Here is a 20,660-nt window from a genome sequence, read left to right on the forward strand (position 1 = left end):
TGCACATACATCTTTTACATTCTTTCATTGCCTATAGACGGGGGCATTGTTGACGACAGTTAGTGCAATAGCAGTGATGCAGTAGATAACGTCCGGTTTCTTGCGCAGTTTTGAGGTTGTGGGAGCGTAGCCCGTCCTGTGTGTACGATTTTCAATCGCTGAATATGAAAACCGATTGGAAAGCAGGTGCGGGCTATGCCCAAGCACATTTTACAGGTGGATCAACCCTTGTTCGAGACCGAGCTGGATCGGATGGTCACGCAGAAGGTTACCCAGATCCTCAACAGGATGCTCGACGCTGAGGCGGATGATCTTACGGGGGCGGGACGTTATGAACGATCGGATACGAGGAAGGCGTATCGTGCGGGCCATTACCGGCGTGACTTGACGGTCAAGGCGGGCAAGCTTTCGGTGAAGGTGCCGAAGTTGAAGGGCGCGCTTTTCGAGTCGGCGGTCATCGAACGGTATCGGCGGCGCGAGGAATCAGTCGAGGAGGCACTGATTGAGATGTACTTGGCCGGTGTCTCCACGCGCCGCGTGGATGATATATCCCAGGCGCTGTGGGGTGAGAGAATGCCTTCGCAGACCTTGTCGGACCAGCTGAAGAAGGTGTATTCCCAGATCGATCAGTGGCGTACCCGGCCGTTGTCGCAGCCATACCCGTATGTGTTCATGGATGGCGTGTGGCATCAGCGTTCCTGGGGCGGGGCGGTCGAGAACGTGAGCATGCTGGTCGCGATCGGCGTCGGGCTGGACGGGCACCGGGAGGTGGTCGGCGTGGCGGAGGGCATGAAGGAGGATGCCGTCAGTTGGCAGAATTTCATCACCAGTCTGATCGCACGCGGATTGACGGGTGTGCGCCTCGTGGTGGGTGACCGGTGCGCCGGTTTGGTCTCGACGGTCGGCGAACTGCTGCCCAGGGCGCGCTACCAGCGGTGCATGGTGCATTTCATGCGCAACATCCTCTCGAAGGTCTCGCGTCGTCACAGCCGGTGGGCCGCCGACGCGCTGAAAGCCATCTTCGCTTCGGAAACCCGTCAGGCCGCCTTGGCCAAGGCCGAAAGCGTCGCCACCGAGATGGAGCAGAGGAAACTCAACCAGGCCGCCACGTGTCTGCGGGAGGGGATCGGCGAGACCACCACCTACCTGCTCGACGATTATCCTCGTGAGCACCGCCGGCGGATCCGCACGAACAACATGATCGAACGATTGAACCGCGAGATCCGCAGAAGGACCCGTGTCGTGGGCGCATTCCCCGACGGCAAATCAGCCTTGATGCTCATCACCGCCAGAATCAGATACGTCACCGCCAACGACTGGTCCACACGCCGCTACCTGGACATGTCCCGCCTCCAGGACACCATACAGGAAGCGAACTGAAAACCCACACAGGCGGGCAAGAACCAAAGTGCGCAAGAACCCGGGCACTACCAAACGCAACGTCCTGACATAGGACTTATACCGACGATACGTGGCAACCGCCACCCGTTTCTGCTCAACCGAGTACATGACCTTCATCTGATCCTCCAATTTCGACCAGAAAACAGTCCCAACCCCCTTATGACCTATAACCCTGTAAACTCTGCTCGGTACGCATGATGTCGAGCGGAGTCAGATGGATATTAGTCGTGTCACGCGCAGGCGTAGTCACGGTTGGTAAGGGTTTGCAGTCGGCTAGTCAGTTCGGACGTATGTGAGCACTACGGCAGAATAGTTGGATAAGTCTTCGCTATCCTGTTGCATCTGCACGGTGTCCGCCCTGACCTGCCGATACGTGGCGATCGTTTCCCACATCAGGAAACTGGGGCTACCGCCATCCGTCGGATACCAGATTCGGCTTTGCGTGGGGAAAGGATTCTGCCTTCTGGTTTCAGTCCATACTGTCCGATTGGGAAAGGCTGACGAGGGTAAACTGCTCACTCTGGTCGCGGTCTCCAGCGTGGTGCCATACAGGATCTCTGCGGTGGTGTATTCGCTCTCCGCCTTGGTGAGCATCAGCGAGAACACGCCATCGCATGCACAGTATGCAACAAGCGCCACACCCAACATGTAAAGAATAAGTCTCCACCACCTGCGCCTTCCCGACGAAGATTGCGCTCCAATCTGTGGACTGCGTGACGACTCGTTGGCAGATGACTTATCCATGTGTCGCTCGTAATTAATTGTACTTGTATTGTAGAACACCCCAGGAAACCTTCTTGTATTCTTTGACGGCGTTGGCCTTGGAATCAGAAAAAAGGTAGTCGCCATTTTTCATAGCATTGCGGTTTTCTCTTTACAGATTGTGTATGAAAACATTGCTGGTAATGATGTCGAGAACCCTAATCTGCCATCGCCATTCATGGACATTGGTGAAACGAACTACCTATGGGAGATTGATCTCATTGATCAATCTCGAACACTATCCATTCAACCGAGAGCGCGCATGAACTGCGATTATTCGGGGAACCATATTCGAGTTATTTACTGTTCCATTGCCATTCTGTACTCTCCTGTCTCCGTCTTGTTGACTGCATGGGAGGAGAAGTGCATACGTTCCTGAATCATTTATCATGATTCACTTCTTCGCCATATCTACGGCCTCCTCTCATTGAAAGTTGGCAATCCCTGTGATAGACAGCAATCCGGTCGAAGTCCAAGCGCTGTCCCCTAAAAAAGGGACAGCGCTGTTCGTGGTCAATTTCGCTGACGAAGATGTCAATACGCGTGCCTTGGATTGTTAGACGACTTTGCCCTGCCGCTCCTGCTCGTCGAACAGCCGCTCGTAATGCTCCTCCTCGGCGCGCGCCTCGGCCGCCAGCTCGGTCTCATCGCTGCGGTGGTCGGCGGCCGCGTCCATCTGATCAGTCAGCGCCTGATCCAGCTGCCGCTGCCGACGCTTGACCTGCGCGTCCGCGACCTTGTTCGCACCCCATGCGCCGAGCATCCCGCCGGTGCGCACCAACGGCCTGGCCGCATGCGCGGCGAACGGCAGGGCGTCCGGCCCGACGGCCACGGAGACGGCATGGTTGCCCCCGGATGCGGCGGCCGGCCCGGTCGTGTTCATCGCCTGTGCGACGGCCTCGGCGCTCCGCTCAGGGTCGTCCAGCTGGTGGTCGGGTGGTGACACCGTTTCTGCGACCCTGCCAGGATATGCAGCACCTTCCGCAGGATGCCAAAGACCAGCCAGCTCAGGGCGCCTAGTGTCAACCCGGCAATGGTCAGCAGTGTCCGCGGTTCGGACAACGTCGTCGATGGGGTCATCCACCTTGATGGAACCTCCGCCGGTGGTTCGCGACTGACCTGATTCGTGTCATCGCACAACCGTGATGCCGGCATGCCGCAGACCGTCGACGGTCCTTGTGAAACGACCTGCTTTGGCTGCTTCGACGCATTTCTGGTCCAGCAGCACTGAGAAACCGTTCCTCTTGCCTGCGCGGGCCGACGCGGCCACGCAATAGTTGCCATCGATCCCCACCAGTTCCAATCCGGTGACGTTGTTGTCGCGCAGGAAGCGTGCCAGTTCCGTGTTGGAGAAGCAGTTGGCATGCTGCTTGACAAAGATATTTCCCGAGACGACATCGAGCCCCTTGGCGAGTTGGGGAGTGTATCTTCCACTGTGGTAGAAGAAACGCCGATCGTTTCTTCCTTCGCCGATGTAGTCTTCCTGCACGTCTACCACCAACAGGGCATCCATGTGATTCCTTCCGCCTCTTGCGGCGGCATGTCCGCCGCGTCATCTGACTACCAGTATGACTGGATCGCATCTGCCGCAATGTGGGAACGCGTGTTTTCTGGATGGTTAGCGTGCTTGATCCGCGCGATGTCGGCTCTGGGGGTACCTTGGATGGCGCTTCTTCTTCAGGACTCTCCGGCAATGATCGCATGCGGCGCGACTAGGGGCTCGTGCTCGTGTTCGGCTGTTTGTAGGATGCTAGGTATGAAGGATGGCTTGAGTGCGGTCGGCGTGGGGGTGCTGGACAACGACCCGCTGGCGTTGCGCATGTTCCGTGCAGTGTTGCATGACCGAGACGACATCGATCTGTTGTGGCTGGCTAGCAGCCCGGCCGTGGCGGTTCAATCGTGTCTATCGGCCGCGACCCGTCCGGACGTGCTGGTGACGGACATGGCCTTGGAGGGCATCAGCGGAACAAGCGTGTGCGCGAAGGTGAAGCAGCTGTCCGGTCCGATCCGCGTGATCGGGGTGACGGCCTACCGTACGGATGTTTACCTCGACGATGCGCGGGAAAGCGGCATGGAGGCGGTTGTCAGCAAAGCGCGGTTGGACGATCTCGTCGTCCGCATCCTCGACGAAGACGCCGCGCATGGCGGGCCTCCGACGCAAGAGGAGAACGGGAGTGGGCCCACGCCCGCGGGTAGGGCAAACCCGTCCTCGTGCGAGGCTCGGCAATCGTCGGAGCAACCCACGCCCGTGGGCAGGAGAACGCTCTCACACCGCGAGCTGGAGGTGCTGGGATGTTTTTCGCGGGGGCTGAACTCCAGTGAGACGATGGATCGTCTCGACATCACCAGAAGCACGTTGGCATCTTACGAGCATAGGGCTACGGTCAAGCTCGGCGCGCGCAACAGGACGGAGGCGGTGGCGTTATGCATACGCAAGCACCTGCTGCCATGAATGGACAATACGCCAACGGCGTCTTACGGTTGGCCCGCTGGCTGCCGGCCGTGGCATGTCTGCCGTTGATGGCGGAGTCCGCTGTTATGTATGCGTGGGGACAGTCCGGATGGCCGTCGCTGGTGGTGACGTTGCTGATGACATTGGCATGCCTGGGCGTCGCGTTGCGCAGCGACCTTGCCTGGCTGGTCGTGTTCCTGTGGCTGGTCCTGCAGATCCTGCCATTCCCGGTGATGACCACCAGTGTCGTTCCTCCCCTATTGGCGACGCTGCTGATTCTCGGATGCATCGGCGCCGTCCAAGGGGTGCTCGCCGCTCTGATCGCCTTGACAGGCTATCTTCCCGCACTCTCTCGAGGCGGCACGACGCACATGCCGATCGATGCGATCTTCATCCAGTTTGGCTTCTTCATGCTCGCCGTGGGCGCTGGAATCGTTTGGGGTTCGTATCAACGCCGAACGCGGCGCGAGCGGCGCAGGGCCAGCCAGACGTACCAGCGCAATGCCTTGCGGGTGGCCGACCGGTTGCACAATTCCGTGGCCAACGACCTCGTCTATCTCGACCGGGTGCTCGCGGGCGATAAGCTGACTTCCGATCAGATCGAACAAGCCCGGAACGTGCTCTCTTCCGCCCTAGGCAAAGTGCACCAGGTTATCGACGAACTCGCCGTCAGCACACCCGGCAATGCCGACACGTCATCCGATTCCCATCAAGAGGAACGGCTGCCCCGTCTTTTTTCCTCGTGGGATCGCAAACTCGCCCAAGCCGGTTTCACGGGTGGTTCGCTGTTGGATGAGCACACCGATCTGGCTTGGATGGGCCGGCAGGCCGCGGAATCCCTCACCGGCATGATCGATGAAATCTACGGCAACATCCTCAAACACGCCGACCCGGGCGACGGCTACTGCGTCAGCCTGACGGACGATGGTGGTCGACTCGTCATCTCGGTCGCGGACTCGCCCGCCGACATGCCACGCCATGATGGGCATGAGGGCACGGGCATCACACGATGCCGTCGGTGGGCTGCGCAACTACGAGGGAACCTGGATGTGAGTCAGGACGATCACCAATGGACCATGACCATCACCATCCCCCACCCCGATGCACTGGCGGATCATTTGCCCCAAGAGCACCACGGCCAATGGATCCGACCGTTACAGGTCACCACCAGAGACTGCGAGGCCCCACCCCAAGCCAAGGACGAAGCTTCTGAAACGGTCCCGGCGGAAGGCGGAGCCACAACCGCGGCACTGACCAACAGTCCGGCGACAACACGCGCCACACTAGCCATGGCAATCCCTTCAAATCAAATCCCTTTATTACCACCGGAATTATAAGGACAGCGAGAACGGTTGCGCTTCCCTTTGCCGCACCACGTACGGCAAAGGCTTGCAGAGCTTTTCTCAAGCGTCTTATTTTTACATCTGACAGACGTTTTGTCCGTCTGTCAGATCGCAACCAATAACAAATGATACAGAGCTGAAAGGAGATTGATGATTATGAACAAATTAGGTAAGGTGGTTGCTTCCACAGTAGCTACTATCGGTTTAACGGCTTCTTTTGCCGGAGTGGCGATGGCTGCAGTTGTGAACGTGGATGGTGGATCGTGGGATTATGGATCGAACACCATTAACGTTTGGTCTAACTACACTCATCCGAGCCGGCGCCATGGGTCAACTGCTGTGGCAGGCAGCGACAGGGTCTACTCCGGTGACACGGCTGCGGGAAGAACGTCATTCGCAAGTTTGTACAAAATGCCATGGACACACGGTTCCTCGTATTACAACTTCTTGTGACTCCATATAGAATGGTCCAGTATCGTGCTCAATAAGAGTCTTCGTCTTTCTTGTGTCATAGTCTGCATCTTCTCGGGATTGCTGAGTTTCTTTGTGCTGTTCTCCTATGAGAAGTACGCTCCCGTGGGTCCTGCCTGGCATATTGAAATACTCGATGGTGAAACCTCCGGGCAGGTTCCGGTGACCCAAGTGAACAAAGCGATCGGCTCTTATGGCCACGACCACGGGATCGATGTGGTTCGACGTGTCGCCGATCCTGACAAGCCCCAGACGATATCGCACATCTACGTGGTGGCATCGTCTGGGGGCTCTTTTGTCAGGCAGTGGTTGAAAGACGGTTATCGTAGCTTCAACCCTTCGATCTCATACCGCATCCATACTGAAGATGAGTCGGCTGACACCAGTCCTTCAGGCGAGTATTTCACCAGCGGTTCAGAAGCGGACGCCAGAGGTTTGATGCGGCTTCTGAACGGTTTCGGCTTCACCACCGCGAGTTTCCAGAGCGTCATCGAGCCCAGCGTAGTGCTCGGGTTATTGGGCACCGGCGGAATGTCTCTGCTGGCGGCGCCGCTCACGGTGCTGGTTCTCCTCGTTGCGCTGGTGGCCGTGGGCACGGCTGCCAATAATCGTGGCTACGCGGTTCAGCGTCTCCAAGGGCGAAGACGCTGCGAGGCTCTTGCATTCGATTTGTCGGCGTTGGGTAAGTTCTACCTACAATCACTGGGCGTTCTGGCCGTTCTGGCCGTCGTGGGCTCCTTCTTTTACAATCATTGGCATCAATTGGGCGTATGGCTGTTGCTGTGGCTGGCCGCGACATGCATGGGGGCACTGCTCGCCTTGGCCACGCACGCACTGACGCTGGTGGTGGTGTGGCATTCATCTCTCCAACAGGCTCTAAAAGGAGCGGGATCATCACGTTGGATGCTGGCCTGCGTATATGTGGTGAGAATCCTGTCATTGTTCATGGTGTTCGTCGTTTGCGCCCTCGCGGTCAACGACACGGTGACACTGGTCAAAGCGCAGCAACGCTACGACCTATGGTCGGGGGCGACCCAGCTCGGCAAAATCTCTTTGGGTGGAGGAACCTTCTCCGCCGACGGCCAGTCTGACATGAAAGCAACCGTTAAGCGGGTCGGAACATGGGAAAAGGATCTGAACGAGCAGGGAAAACTGCTCATATCGGTCGCCAATCCCGGATCCGGCATGAGCAACAACAAAGACCTGACCCTCCATGGTCAGCCCCACGACGTCCTCTACGTAAATGACGCCTACCTGCGTCTGCAGAAGGTAACCGATACCCATGGCCAAAGAATTCACGCTCCTCGCCAGAGCACGGGGGTAACAATCGTGATTCCCGAGTCCTATATGGACGAGAAAGCGCAGATAATCGACGTGATCGCCAAGGATATGGACTCGCGCGGGCAGTACAGCACAACCGATCGCAACGCTAAACCCAGCATCGACGTGGTCACCGCGCCGGCAGGGCAGAAGCGTTTCACTTACACCGCTGCCGATATTCGCACACTCCCGGGAGCGTATCAGCCCGAGTCGGTAATCCACGACCCGATCCTGGTTGTTCTGCCCACGAATACGCCTTTCCTCCCTGATGGTGACTACTACGGATATACGACGTGGGGAAGCATCCTGGCAATGAATACACGCCAGGCCATCGCAGATATGAAGGCGAGGCCGCAATTGACCCGGGATGTGTTGGGCATCAGTCCGGCAGCCCAAAACGCTGCGGAGGACCTTGCGACTGCCCACTTGTCGCTGGCGACCAGCATCCTCAACGTCTTGCTGGGCCTGTCGGCCACCCTGGTCACGACCATTGGATTGGCTGTGGTATATACCCGCCGCCGAGCGCAGTTCATCTTCGCCGCGCGCATCAGCGGATGGCGGTATCCGACCATGTTCCGACGCCTGTTCACCTTTGACGCGATGATGACCACCTTCATCGTCGCCGGGGTAAGTATCGGGCTCTGGGCCATTCTCGGATCCCTTACCACCGCGGGGGTCGCCGAGAGTCCCGCCATCGGCGTTCTGCGTCTCATCATTCCCATAGCCGGACCGCTGGTTGCCACCGGAGCCGTTGGTGTGCTGGTCGGCTCGGTTTTCTGGTGCGCCAACACCATCGTCGCCGCGCATAGTGCCGATGTGGCATAAGGAAAGGGCAATCAAATATGATCACCGTAACGAACCTTTCAAAACGCTTTGGAGATCACACCGTCTGGTCGAATCTGAACACGAACTTCGACAAAGGCCAACTCCACGCGATCACCGGGCCATCAGGTTCAGGCAAGACCACTCTGCTCAACTGCATCGGACTGCTGGAAAAACCCACTTCCGGATCCATCGATCTGGACGGGCGGCCCCTCATCGGCATAAGCTCCGGCGCATGCCAACGGTATAGAAGAACCCGTCTGGGCTATCTCTTCCAGAACTACGCGCTCGTCGAGAACGCCACCGTATCCTTCAATCTGCGCATCGCCCTTGGACCTGGCCGCCTGACGAAAGCGAAAAAAGCCGCGCAGGCGTCCGCCCTCGATACGGTAGGTCTGAGCGGTTATGAGCGACGGCCCATCTATGAGCTTTCCGGTGGCGAGCAGCAGCGCGTGGCCCTCGCGCGCCTCATCGTCAAGCAGTCCGACATCATCATGGCCGACGAGCCGACCGGCGCGCTCGACGACGCCAACTCCAGCATGGTCATCGACACCCTCAGAACCATGGCAGACCAAGGCGCCACCATACTCATCGCCACGCACGACCACACCGTCATCGACGCGTGCGACACAACGCTCAATGTCAACCATCCTGTGACCGGCAGTGTGTGACCGGCAGTGTAAGAAGTGAACCGGAGCGGAACTGATCGGGTGCTACAGGGGCGGCGAGGGGGGCGGATGCCCCCTTCACGGGTTTCTCCTCTGATCCGCTGATCGCGGCTGTCATCGTTGGATCGCTTGTGGTCGTCTTCACTTCGGTGCTCCCGGCATGCGCTCTTTCGCGTTGATGAAAGGCGAAAGTGCCCCCCCTCGGATTCGAACCGAGAACCCACGACTTAAAAGGACGCTGCTCTAACCATTGAGCCAGAGGGGCAACGAGGAAAGATTATAGCATAACGCTCGGTTGACGCGCAGAAGCGTTTCCGCCCCGATTCGTGGATGGAGTTCCCTAGTTGAATCCGACGACGCGCTCGGCCACCCGGTATCCGCGGCGGATGATGAGTCTGCCCGTGTGTCCGGGAAGATTGATCGCCCGGGAGATGAGCTTGTGCCGCACATCGTGCCCTATCCGCGGTGAGAACGCGTCGATGTCCTTCCACAACTGCTGCTTGGCCTCGTAGTTCTTCGGATCTTTGGACAGGATGAGGAACACGCTGGTGACAAGGCTGTTGATGGCAAGGAAGTGGATCATGTACCGGTACAGCCCATCGGGCACGGTGCCCTTCTCAGGAGTGGCAAGCGTCATCAGTCTGTTCACGCGTCGCAGCTGGTCGACCCGGCGGATCATCACATCGGTCTGCACGGACTGGCCGTCACGGCCGATGAAGTAATGGTAGAAGGGCGTGTCCAGGTACATGATGCTCGTCACCCAGGGGAAGGGCTGGTACGAGTAGATGAAGTCCACGTAGAAGGTGTGCTCAGGCAGGCGCATGCCCGACGCTCTCACCACCTCGGTGCGGAACGTCAGCGCATGCATGATCATGTACTGTGCGATGCCGAAATGTCCCAGATCGTTCCATCCGAGAAGCTTGTTGGTCTTCATCACGTTCGTGAACCGCACGACATGTTTGACGCGCTTGCCGACCTTGTCGTAGACGTAGTCCGTGACCAGCAGATCGACCGGCGATGGGCTTTCGGCCTGTTTCGTGAGGGTCTCTATGACGCGGCGCAGGGAGTCCGCTCCCACCCAGTCGTCGGCGTCCACCACTTTGACGTACAGCCCGCGCGCTCGGTCGATACCCGTGTTGACGGCACCACCGTGCCCCTTGTTGGTCTGGTGGACGACGCGAATGATATTGGGGAATTTGCGCGCCAGAACGTCAGCGAGGTGTGCGGTGCCGTCCGACGATCCGTCGTCGACGATGATCACTTCGATGCGGTCGGTGTATTCGGTGGACGTCAACGAACCCACGCAGCGGCCCAGATAGGTCTCCATGTTGTAGGCGGGGATCACGAAGGTGAGAAGAGGATGATCCATTGTCCTTATGCGTCCTTCTGATCCATGCGGGATTCGTTGCGGTCGGCTGGCTGATGCCGGTGGCGGGTGGCGTCGTCCATGCGCGGCTGCGCGCGGACTGCCCGCTGCCCTCGTGAGGCCGTGTCTCCCGAGGGGCCATCGGGACCTAACCTAGCATGTCCTCGGTTGGGGCGACAGGATCCCCGGTTCCCCCCATCGATGCGACGGCATGGGAATTGGCGGATGAGACGGTGCCGGTGGCGGTCTTGGAGTCGGTGGTGATGACGGTGGTGCCGGCGTCGATGACGGTGGCGGAGTCGGAGTCGGCGTCTGCGTCTGCGGTGTCGGTGGATGCGGCCGAGACGGCGACATCGTCCCGGGATGGGGTCGTGGTGGATGGCGCGTCCGCGGAGGCGCCCCTCGCCGCATTCACAGCCGCATGCGTATCCGTCCCGGTGTCCTTGTCCGTGGGCGCTCCGTGGTCGGAATCCCCGTCCTTGCCGGCATCGTGGGCGGCGTGTTTCTGCGCCTCGGCCATGCGTCTTTCCTGGAGCCTTCGTGCCCTCGCGCCCTCATATCGAAGCTCCGGTTTGGCCTCCAGCCGGGAGAGCCCGTGCCACGCCAGATTGACGATGTGCGCCGCGAGCTGCTCCTTGCTCACCTTGCGTTGGTTGGCCCAGTACTGTCCGGTGAAGACGGTCAGCCCCACGAGCATCTGGGCGTAGTAGGGCGCGCCTTTGGCCGGCAGATGCTGCTGATGGAACCACTGTGCGAGTATCTGCTCGACCCTGACGCTTACGTCCCCCAGAAGCGAGCTGAAGGATCCCGCCGGGTCGGTGCTCGGGGAGTCGCGGACGAGTATCTGGAATCCCTCGGTGTTCTCCTCTATATAGGTAAGGAGCGCCAGCGCGGCCCGCTCCACGATCTGGCGCGGGTGGGCGTCGGTGTCCAGCAGGGCTCCGGCCAGGGCTTCGGTCAGCGATCGCATCTCCCTATCGACGATGACGGCGTACAGCCCTTCCTTGCCGCCGAAGTGCTCGTACACGATGGGCTTGCTCACCTTGGCGCTGGAGGCGATCTCCTCCACGCTCACGGCTTCGAAGCCTTTCGAGGCGAACAGGGAACGTCCGACGTCGATGAGTTGTTCGCGCCGTTGATAGGATGTCATCCTCGATGCGTTGGCCATGCCTCCAGTGTGGCACGGTGGGCGGATGGACTTCGCGGATTCGTCGATGGATCGTCTCGTCGCTTGTCTTTACCATCTGTTCTGCCATCTGTTCTGCCGTCTGTCCGACTGCGGGCACGGCTCCGCGCCCGGCCGCCGGATCGCGTGTCCCTTTGCGCCTTTAGTCTGGTTGTATGCCAGACTCAATGATCATCGTCCTCTCCGTCATCGCGGTCGTGCTGGTGGCGGTCGTCGCGGGCGTCGCTTTCGCCGTCCATGCCCGTAGGAGGGTAGATTCGCCCGGGACGGGAGCATCCGACGTCTCCGATGTCCCATCGTCCGCCCGGGATTCCGCCCGCCGGACGGGAGCTTCGGCCGGGTCCGAGCCGGCCGGGTCCGGGTCCTCCCTGACCACAGTGTCCGTTTCATCGTCGCGGCCGGAGCCGCCCGCGCAGCCGGAGCCGCCCGCGCAGCCGGAGCCGCCGATTTCGCGCGCTCCAGAGATAAAGGGCTCGCTCAGGGACGAGCCATCAGGAATCCAGCCGGAGTCGCGGGAACCCGCTCCTTCCGCGCCTGCGCCTTCGGAGCCGGACGGTTCCGCATCGAGTGGTTCCGCGTCGGACGGTTCGCAAGATGCCCCGGGGAGCCGACCGGTTGCGGCCGAGCGTCCCGAATCCTCGGCCTCCAGGTGGACGAGGCTGCGAGCCCGTCTTGCCTCATCGTCGAATCCCATCGGACGCACCCTGTTCTCGATCCTCACCCGCGACAATCTGTCGGAGGAGGATTGGGAGGACGTCGAGGACACGTTGCTGATGGCCGACGTCGGCGCCGAGGCCACCGAAACCCTGGTGAGGGGATTGCGATCCGACGCGCGCGTCGTGGGGGCGAGCGATTCCGCCCAGGTGCGTGACGCGCTTCGTACGAGGCTGCTTGAAGTCGTCGGCGAGGACACGGACCGTCGGCTCAACGCCGTCAAGCCCGACGCCACCTCGCCGTCCGTCATCATCATGGTCGGCGTCAACGGCACGGGGAAGACCACCACGGCCGGAAAGCTCGCGCGGCTCCTCGTGGCCGAGGGCAGGACGGTTATGATGGCCGCGGCGGACACCTTCCGTGCGGCCGCCGCCGACCAGCTCCAGACATGGGGGGCGAAGGTCGGCGTCCCCGTAGTCCGGTCCGACAGGGATGGGGCCGACCCGGCCTCCGTGGCCTTCGACGCCGCTGGGAAGGCTCTGGACAACGGCACCGACGTCCTGATCGTCGACACCGCAGGGCGTCTGCAGAACAAGGCGAACCTCATGGATGAACTCGGCAAGATACGTCGCGTCATCGAGAAGCGCGTGCCGGTGGCGGAGGTCCTCTTGGTGCTTGACGCCACGACGGGGCAGAACGGCCTGACGCAGGCGCGGGTCTTCGCCGAGGCCATCGGCGTCACGGGTGTCGTGCTCACGAAGCTCGACGGGTCGGCGAAGGGTGGGATCGTGGTGTCCGTCCAGAACGAGCTGCATGTTCCCGTCAAGCTCGTGGGATTGGGCGAGGGGCCTGACGACCTGGCGGTTTTCAATCCCTTGGGATTCGTCGACGGCCTGCTGGCGTAGAAGCGTCGACCGCGACGCGGACGGTTCACGCCGATCTCCTCGGCGACCGCGAGGGATGCGCCTTTCCCGAAGGTCCGTCGTCATTCCGCCGATTCCGCCGCGTGCGCGAAGGCATTCACAGGTGTTTCCGTGATTCGGGTAACGTGTTCGTAACATGATGTAACGTTTTGAAAACTCTGGTGGCTTTGCATGTGCATTGTTGGCCTTGTGCATCCTTATTCATTCACGTCGTGGATGGGTGCGGAGGAGATAGAAGGGGCCACTGGGGACCCCGTCCGCCATGGACAGGGCGTTCGCAAAACGAGGTCAGAGAGGGAGGTAGATATGGACTCCGGAAATGCCGCATGGATTCTCACATCCGCGTCGTTGGTGTTCCTGATGACGCCCGGCGTGGCGTTCTTCTACGGAGGAATGGTCCGCGCCAAGGCTGTGCTGAACATGCTCATGCTATCGGTGGGTGCGCTCGCCGTGACGGGTGTCGTATGGATGTTCTGGGGCTGGTCGATCGCCTATGCGGGCAAGGACGTCGGGGGCATCTTCGGTGATCCCGCGTCCGGGTTCCTTCTCAAGGACGCGGTCGTCGCCAAGGACGGCGTCTGGACCGCCACCGGGATGAACGGGAACAAATACCCGGTCAGCATCGATGTGGCCTTCCAGCTGGCGTTCGCCATGATCACGGTGGCCCTGATCTCGGGCGCCCTCGCCGAGCGCATCAAGATGAGCACGTGGATGCTTTTCGTGGCTCTGTGGATCACCTTCGACTACGCGCCGATGGCCCATATGGTCTGGAACGGCGGTCTGCTTTCCGGCACGGGTCCGATCTCCACCGCGATTGGCGCAGCGGCGCATGATTTCGCAGGCGGCACCGTGGTCCATATCAACGCGGCAATCGCCGCACTGGTGATCGTGCTGATCATCGGCAAGCGGAAGGGATTCGGCACCGAGCCGATTCGTCCGCACAATGTCCCCTTTGTGATGCTCGGCGCGTTCCTTCTGTGGTTCGGCTGGTTCGGATTCAACGCGGGCTCGGCCTTCGGCGCCAACGGCACCGCCGGATACGCGTGGGTCTCCACCACCGCGGCCACGTCGGCCGCGACCTTGGCATGGCTCTTCACCGAGAAGATCCGCAGCGGGCATTACACCGCCATGGGCGCGGCCTCGGGCATGGTCGCCGGTCTGGTCGCCATCACGCCCGCCGCCGATGTCGTCTCGCCGATATGGTCCATGGTTCTGGGGGCGATTGCCGGTGTTCTGTGCTGCTTCGCCTGTGGTCTGAAGTTCAAGCTTGGATATGACGACTCGCTTGACGTCGTGGGTGTCCACGGCGTCGGAGGTCTGACAGGAACCGTCCTCATCGGCTTCTTCGCCGAGGGGACCGGCCTGTTCGCCGGCGGCGACGGAAAGCAGCTGTTGGTGCAGATCATCATCGCCCTGGTGGCCATCGCCTACTCGGCGGTTATCACCGCGATCATCGCGTTCGCATTGGAGAAGACCATGGGATGGCGCGTCACCGAGGCGCAGGAGGTCTCGGGCATCGATCTGGTCGATCAGGGCGAGCGTGCCTACGATTTCGCTGGCATGTCCAGCTCGGTCATCAAGGAGGTGAAGTGAGATGAAGCTCATCACAGCGATCATTCAGCCGCATAAGCTCGATGACGTCAAGCAGGCTCTATCCGCGGCGGGGGTTCACGGGCTCACGGTGTCGGAGGCCAATGGGTATGGCCGTCAGCGTGGCCATACCGAGGTCTACCGCGGCGCCGAGTACACCGTCGACCTGATTCCCAAGATCCGCATTGAGGTTCTCGCGGACGATGCCGATGCCGATACCCTGGTCTCCACCATCGTCAAGGCGGCGGGCACGGGGACCATCGGCGACGGCAAGGTGTGGGTCGCTCCGTTGGACTCCGTCACCCGTGTGCGTACCGGAGAGAACGGTTCCGCGGCGATCTGACAGGTGCGTGGCCCTCGACTGGGCGTGAACAGGAATCCCCGTATGGACCCGAGCGTCGATGCGGGGATTCCCTCGTATGGGGCCTGTCTCGTATGGGGCCTGTGTGTGGTGGCATGATGCCGGACGTGACGGGTGGGCTCCCGCATTCCGGGATCGGGAAGTCGGGTATGGTATGGCAAGCGCGGTGGATGGTCTGAAGAAGAGGATCATGGCATTGGGACGTCCCGATGCGGATGGGGTCTACCGGGACGGTGCCGGAAAACGGCGTGAGCGTTGCGATCTCGCGACCGCGGCGATCTCGCGACTATGGGCGGATGCGTGCGATTCGGTGTCGTTCGGAGTGCCTCAGGAGGGAATAGCGCTGGCCGCGGTCGGTTCGCTGGCACGCGGGCAGATGGGGCCCAGCTCCGATCTCGATCTTGTCGTCATCATGGAGCCGCGAGTGTTGAAGGACGCCCAGATCAGCGAGCTGACGAACAAGCTGTGGTATCCGCTGTGGGATTGCGGACTTGACCTTGATCATTCGGTGCGCACGCGGCAGCAGTGCGAAAGCGTCACGGACCAGGATCTGCCCGCGGCGATGGGATGGCTGGACGTCCTTCCCGTCGCCGGGGATTCCGGCCTTGTGGAGCGCACCTCGTCGTCGATTCTGGAACGATGGCGGCGGGCCGCCCGCAAGCGTCTTCCCGAGCTTCTTGAGTCGGCGTCGTCGCGTTTGGAAGAGTTCGGTCGGATGCCCTATCTCAATCAGCCCAACGTCAAGGAGGCCCGTGGTGGTCTGCGCGACGCCGTTCTGGTGTCCGCGCTGGCGGCGTCGTGGCTTGCCGACCGGCCGCATGGCGGCTATGACGACGCCGTGGAGAAGCTTCTGGACGTGCGTGACTGCATCCATCTCGTCGCGGGCAAGGACACGGATCTTCTTCTCGCCCAGTATCAGCCGTCCGTGGCTCGGATGATGGGATTGTGCGATCCGACGATCCCCGAGCCGGACCGTGCGGTGAGCGCGGTGGAGGATCTGCAGACGCTGCTGTCCCGGTTGGGTAGGCGCATAGCCTTCGCGCTTGACGCCACCGCGTCCCATGCCGAACATACGGTGACCCACGAGCGTCCGCGGTTCGCCTTCTTCCAGATGATGCGTCCCCAGTCGGATGGACATCGCGAGGCCCCGCGGTTCGACGTCATCGCTCCGGGCGTGGCGTCGCACGAGCATGAGGTGGTTCTGGGGACGGATGCGCATCCACGCTCGGATCCCGAGCTTCCCCTGAGGGTCGCGACCGCCGCGGCGGAGTTCGGGCTTCCCATCAATCCGGTCACGTTGATGAATCTGCGCGCGTGTCCCATCCGGGACGACGCGTGGAATGCGGATGCGCGGGATATGTTCGTCAGGCTTCTGGCATCTGGAAGATCCCTGATCCGGACGTGGGAGGAGATCGATTACGCGGGGATCCCGGGACGGTGGATCCCGGAATGGCTCGGAGTGCGCAACCGTCCCTCCGCATCGGCCGCGCACCGGTACACGATCGACCGTCATATGGTCGAGGTGACGTCGAGGCTGGGACGAGAGGGGCCTGATGGAGTGCGATATGACGACGCCCACTACGCCGCGCTTCTGTTGGCTGGGATCCTGCACGACATCGGGAAAAGGCCGGGTGTGCGTGACCATGCGTCGGAGGGTGCGCGCCATGCGCCGGTGATACTGCGGCGCATGGGGTTCCCGCAGGAGATCGTCGATATGACGACGATGCTTGTCCGCGAGCATCTGACGTTGTCGGAGTTCGCCACGGGCCGTGACCCCGCCGATTACGGCGTGGCCCGGGAGCTGTCGGATCGGTTGGGCGGGGACCCCTTGATTCTGGACATGCTGTACGACCTCACCCGCGCCGATGGATCGTCGCTGGGCGCCACCTCCGGCGAGGTCATCAGCAAGCAGTACGGGTGGTCGCGATGGCGTGAGACCACCGTGAGGATGATGTACACCGCGGTGCGTGACGTCATGGTGGGCACGTGGGCCCAGGACGCCTCGCGGCCCGGCTTCGTCCCGTGACGGCCATGGATGCGGGTGGACTTAGTGCATCCACCGATCCCCGCGAATCCTCATCCCGTTGAAGATGGCCCGTGGCCCGATGAAAAGCACGTTGATGAGCATCCACAGGATGATCATGTGCAGAGTGTCGTCCATTCCCGGATTCCTGTCCGCCATCGAGACGAGTCCGAGCGCGGGAAGGTAGACCAGCGCGGTGATCGTGCATGTGACGGCCAGATATCGATAGTCCTGGGCGCCGATGAGGATGCCGTCCAGCGCCCACATCCACCCGGCCAGGGGGAGGAAGACGGCCTGAACCATCATGCCGATGGCGATGAGCCGCACGATGTCGGGGTTGGGACTGAACAATGGCGAGGCGAGACACGCCAGCGCCATCATGCCGATGGCGATCACGGCTCCCGCGGCGAGCCCCGCGCGCGACGCCGTCGAGACGGCCCGGCGGGCCTGGGGACGATGGCCGGCGCCGAGCTGGAGGGCCACGAGGGCCTGCCCGGATATTCCTATGGCGTCAAGCATGTTGAGAACGAAGTTCCATACGGCGTTCACCGATTGGTAGGCGGCGAGGACGTGGTCCCCCATCCTCGCGGCGAGCATAACCGTCCCCACCAGCGCGCAGCGCAGCGCGAGGGTGCGGATGAACAGTGGGCCGCCGTCCCCGGCGCTGCGCAGGATCCCCTCCCTGCGTGGCCGCAGCCGCGCACCACTCTCGCGAGCCCATCGCAGCGTCGGAACGAGCATGATGAGGCAGGTCGTCCATTGGGCTATGAGGGTGGCCACGCCCGACCCCACGATTCCCCATCCCAGACCGATGACCATGCCGACGTCGAGGATCGTGTTGACGACGGCCCCGGCCACCGCGGCGAGCAGCGTCAGCCGTGTTCTTTCCAGTCCCCGCAGAATGCCGTTGCAGGCATACACGAGAAGAGCTCCCGGTATGCCCCCGATCATGGCGAGAAGATAGGCGGTGGCGTTGTCGAGTACGGAGTCCCGCGCTCCCAGAAACGAGCACAGGGGACGGGCGATGAAACCGATGACCGTCGCCACGATGACCCCGATCGCCAGAGCGAGCCATAGTCCGCTTATGCCCTCTTCGAATCCGTCGCGTCGGCGCCCGGCCCCCATGAGGTGGGCGACCCGTGAGGTGGTTCCATAGGCGAGGAAGACGCATAGCCCGACGGTGGTGAGAATGACCGTGGATCCCACCGACAGCCCCGCCAGGGCCGAGTCGTTGACGTGTCCGACGATGGCGGTGTCGATGAGGATGAAGGTGGGCTCGGCTATGAGCTGTCCGAAGGTGGGGATCGCCATGGAGATGAGTTGGTGCAGCATGTCGCGCGATGACGCCGGTGGTGGCGTGGGTGGTGGCGTGGATGCCGGCATGGGTGAGGACGCTGCCGGGGACGAGGGCACTGCTGCCGGAGAGGAGGGCATGGGCGCGTCCGACGAGGGGGCGGCGGAATCCGTGTGGGAGCTCATGCGGCCAGCATAGGGGGTGCGCGGATTTCATGGCGTCGATCGTCCCGCTGTCTCCGTCGTGTCGGCGACGCTTATTACCACAATGATGAGGTGATCGAGACCACGGAGATGGGGGCGGCGCGCTCGTCCCCACATTATGCACAGAGTTATCCCCACTGTGTGGATAACTCAGGGGATTGTCCTCTGCAACACGCCTTGAATGTGGATAACTTTTTTTCTTGTCCACACGGAAGCCATCGGAGTGTCGTTGTTTCCGGGCGGAGCGTCGATGCCGATCGGCATCGGCGACCTATGCGGATATCGTGGTCGATCCGAGTTCGCCTGCCGCTTGCCGACCCGTCCACCCTGTGCTTCTGCCCGTTCCTATGCTCTCTCCGCCCACCCCTATACTCGGAGGCATGGCAGATGGTGATTCGTGGGATGTCTCACGGCGGCGGATGGGTGCGCAGGGCCCCGATCGGTCGTCGGCGTCGTCGGACCGTGGAGCGGTGTCCTCGGAAGTGGTTTTCGACCGCGTTCCCCCCCATGACGACGAAGCCGAGATGGCGGTTCTAGGCGGGATGCTGATGAGCAAGGACGCCATCGGCGAGGTCTCGCAGATGCTGTCGGCCACGGATTTCTATGAGCCGCGCAACCAGACCGTGTATCAGTCCGTCGTCGATCTTTTCGCGGCGTCCCAGCCCGTGGATGTGGTTCTCGTCGCCAATCGTCTGCTCAAGGACGGCGATCTCGACAAGGTGGGAGGGGCCGACTACCTCCATAGCCTTGTCGCGTCGGTCCCCACGGCCGCCAATGCCACGTATTACGCGCAGATCGTCCATCAGCGGGCCATCCTGCGCAACGTCATCGCGACGGGTACCAAAATCGTCCAGCTGGGATACTCCGCGGAAGGCTCCCAGGCCGAGGACGTGGTGAACCTCGCGCAGTCCGAGGTCTACGAGATGAGCGTCGGGAAGATCCGTCAGGATTATTCGCCGATCGGAACCGTCGTCCACGACACGCTTGACCAACTCGACAAGATGCAGAACAACGAGATCGAAAAGGGCGTCCCCACGGGTTTCCGCGACATCGACGACGTGACCCAGGGCCTTCAGCCGGGGCAGATGGTCGTCGTGGCGGGCCGTCCCGCGATGGGCAAGTCGACGCTGGGCATCGACTTCGCCCGTTCGGCCGCGCTGCACCACAACATGACGGCGGTCGTCTTCTCGCTCGAGATGAGCAAGGTCGAACTCGCGCAGCGCATCATCTCCGCGGAGACGAACATTCCACTCGTGGCGTTGCGACGGGCCGACGACATCACGTCGGAACGGTGGAACACCCTCAACAACTTCTGGACCCGTCTCCAGGACGCGCCGCTGTTCATCGACGACAGCCCGAATATGAGCCTGATGGAGATACGCGCCAAATGCCGTCGGCTCAAGCAGACGAATGACCTCAAACTCGTCGTCATCGACTATCTGCAGCTCATGAGCTCGGGCAAGAAGGTCGAAAGCCGTCAGCAGGAGGTCTCCGAGTTCTCCCGTGCTCTCAAGCTTCTGGCCAAGGAGCTTGAGGTCCCCGTGGTCGCGCTCAGCCAGCTCAACCGTGGACCCGAGATGCGCAACGACCGCAAGCCCCAGCTGTCCGATCTGCGTGAGTCGGGTTCGATCGAGCAGGACGCCGATGTGGTGATGCTGGTGCACCGGCCCGATTTCTACGACAAGGAGGACCGTCCCGGCGAGGCCGACATCATCATGGCCAAGCACCGCAACGGCCCGACCGAAACGTTCCATCTCGCGTTCCTGGGCGCCACGTCGAAGTTCAAGGACATGCCCCAGGACAGTCAGCAGGGGGTCTGAT

The 20,660-nt window shown here is 61.5% G+C and carries 17 protein-coding genes, 1 tRNA gene and 1 pseudogene; 12 read left to right on the forward strand and 7 right to left on the reverse strand.

Translation table 11 applies throughout. The features are described from left to right. Nucleotides 1-195 precede the first annotated feature (195 nt). Entirely contained in the window at nt 196-1,380 is a 1,185-nt protein-coding gene (locus BMIN_RS01515) for an IS256 family transposase (protein WP_034886227.1), read from the forward strand. A gap of 294 nt (nt 1,381-1,674) precedes the next feature. Here the strand turns inward: BMIN_RS01515 and BMIN_RS08855 are convergent, their stop codons facing one another. From BMIN_RS08855 to BMIN_RS07950, 3 genes are all read right to left on the reverse strand, one after another. Then, nucleotides 1,675-2,049: a hypothetical protein gene (locus BMIN_RS08855; RefSeq protein ID WP_022861181.1), complete on the reverse strand. Its 375-nt coding sequence runs from the start codon at nt 2,047-2,049 to the stop codon at nt 1,675-1,677. A gap of 670 nt (nt 2,050-2,719) precedes the next feature. Continuing rightward, nucleotides 2,720-3,109: a hypothetical protein gene (locus BMIN_RS01525; RefSeq protein ID WP_022861182.1), complete on the reverse strand. Its 390-nt coding sequence runs from the start codon at nt 3,107-3,109 to the stop codon at nt 2,720-2,722. Between the two features lie 183 nt (nt 3,110-3,292). Then, the gene (locus BMIN_RS07950) at nt 3,293-3,676 is read right to left on the reverse strand and encodes a cysteine hydrolase family protein (protein ID WP_022861183.1); all 384 of its coding nucleotides are present in this window, start codon (nt 3,674-3,676) and stop codon (nt 3,293-3,295) included. 243 nt (nt 3,677-3,919) lie between these two features. On the opposite strand from BMIN_RS07950, the gene BMIN_RS08685 reads away from it, so the two are divergent. The 5 genes from BMIN_RS08685 (at nt 3,920) to BMIN_RS01550 (ending at nt 9,242) form a co-directional block, all read left to right on the forward strand. Beyond that, nucleotides 3,920-4,615 (forward strand): response regulator transcription factor, encoded by a 696-nt coding sequence (locus BMIN_RS08685; RefSeq protein WP_026647471.1) that lies wholly within the window; start codon nt 3,920-3,922, stop codon nt 4,613-4,615. After that, nucleotides 4,588-5,952 carry a sensor histidine kinase gene (locus BMIN_RS01540; RefSeq protein ID WP_152595222.1) on the forward strand — a complete coding sequence of 455 codons (1,365 nt, stop codon included), beginning with the start codon at nt 4,588-4,590 and terminating at the stop codon, nt 5,950-5,952. The genes BMIN_RS08685 and BMIN_RS01540 overlap by 28 nt, the downstream gene beginning before the upstream one ends. A 156-nt stretch (nt 5,953-6,108) precedes the next feature. Then, complete coding sequence (locus BMIN_RS08285; protein ID WP_081648006.1) at nt 6,109-6,411, forward strand: lactococcin 972 family bacteriocin; 303 nt, start codon at nt 6,109-6,111, stop codon at nt 6,409-6,411. Nucleotides 6,412-6,435: 24 nt separating this feature from the next. Then, nucleotides 6,436-8,574, forward strand: coding sequence for a hypothetical protein (locus BMIN_RS01545; protein WP_022861186.1), 2,139 nt, complete (start codon nt 6,436-6,438; stop codon nt 8,572-8,574). 17 nt (nt 8,575-8,591) lie between these two features. Then, entirely contained in the window at nt 8,592-9,242 is a 651-nt protein-coding gene (locus tag BMIN_RS01550; protein ID WP_022861187.1) for an ATP-binding cassette domain-containing protein, read from the forward strand. A 189-nt stretch (nt 9,243-9,431) separates the two neighbouring features. Here the strand turns inward: BMIN_RS01550 and BMIN_RS01555 are convergent. The 3 genes and pseudogenes from BMIN_RS01555 to BMIN_RS01565 form a co-directional block, all read right to left on the reverse strand. Next, nucleotides 9,432-9,504 (reverse strand) — tRNA-Lys (locus BMIN_RS01555). Nucleotides 9,505-9,579: 75 nt separating this feature from the next. Beyond that, nucleotides 9,580-10,608, reverse strand: coding sequence for a glycosyltransferase family 2 protein (locus BMIN_RS01560; RefSeq protein ID WP_022861188.1), 1,029 nt, complete (start codon nt 10,606-10,608; stop codon nt 9,580-9,582). Nucleotides 10,609-11,128: 520 nt separating this feature from the next. Then, nucleotides 11,129-11,773: pseudogene (locus tag BMIN_RS01565) on the reverse strand (TetR/AcrR family transcriptional regulator); the annotation flags it as partial. Between the two features lie 185 nt (nt 11,774-11,958). Here BMIN_RS01565 and ftsY point away from each other — a divergent pair. The 4 genes from ftsY to BMIN_RS01585 all read left to right on the forward strand — a co-directional run bounded on the left by ftsY (nt 11,959) and on the right by BMIN_RS01585 (nt 17,345). After that, nucleotides 11,959-13,350, forward strand: a complete 1,392-nt coding sequence (gene ftsY, locus BMIN_RS01570; protein WP_026647473.1) for a signal recognition particle-docking protein FtsY — start codon at nt 11,959-11,961, stop codon at nt 13,348-13,350. A gap of 324 nt (nt 13,351-13,674) precedes the next feature. Beyond that, nucleotides 13,675-14,961 carry an ammonium transporter gene (locus BMIN_RS01575; protein WP_022861192.1) on the forward strand — a complete coding sequence of 429 codons (1,287 nt, stop codon included), beginning with the start codon at nt 13,675-13,677 and terminating at the stop codon, nt 14,959-14,961. Between the two features lies 1 nt (nt 14,962). Then, nucleotides 14,963-15,301 (forward strand): P-II family nitrogen regulator, encoded by a 339-nt coding sequence (locus tag BMIN_RS01580; protein ID WP_022861193.1) that lies wholly within the window; start codon nt 14,963-14,965, stop codon nt 15,299-15,301. A gap of 172 nt (nt 15,302-15,473) precedes the next feature. Then, nucleotides 15,474-17,345, forward strand: coding sequence for a [protein-PII] uridylyltransferase family protein (locus BMIN_RS01585; protein ID WP_051126332.1), 1,872 nt, complete (start codon nt 15,474-15,476; stop codon nt 17,343-17,345). Nucleotides 17,346-17,366: 21 nt separating this feature from the next. On the opposite strand, the gene BMIN_RS01590 is transcribed toward BMIN_RS01585, so the two are convergent. Next, complete coding sequence (locus BMIN_RS01590; protein ID WP_022861195.1) at nt 17,367-18,725, reverse strand: MATE family efflux transporter; 1,359 nt, start codon at nt 18,723-18,725, stop codon at nt 17,367-17,369. Here BMIN_RS01590 and BMIN_RS08690 point away from each other — a divergent pair. Both BMIN_RS08690 and dnaB read left to right on the forward strand, forming a co-directional pair. Next, on the forward strand, nt 18,673-18,834 hold the full coding sequence (locus BMIN_RS08690) for a hypothetical protein (RefSeq protein ID WP_162138759.1): 162 nt from the start codon (nt 18,673-18,675) through the stop codon (nt 18,832-18,834). The two genes, BMIN_RS01590 and BMIN_RS08690, sit on opposite strands and share 53 nt — an antisense overlap. A gap of 385 nt (nt 18,835-19,219) precedes the next feature. Beyond that, nucleotides 19,220-20,659, forward strand: coding sequence for a replicative DNA helicase (dnaB, locus tag BMIN_RS01595; RefSeq protein WP_081648007.1), 1,440 nt, complete (start codon nt 19,220-19,222; stop codon nt 20,657-20,659). Nucleotide 20,660: the final 1 nt, after the last annotated feature.

This window comes from Bifidobacterium minimum (genome assembly GCF_000741645.1).
GTDB lineage: Bacteria > Actinomycetota > Actinomycetes > Actinomycetales > Bifidobacteriaceae > Bifidobacterium > Bifidobacterium minimum.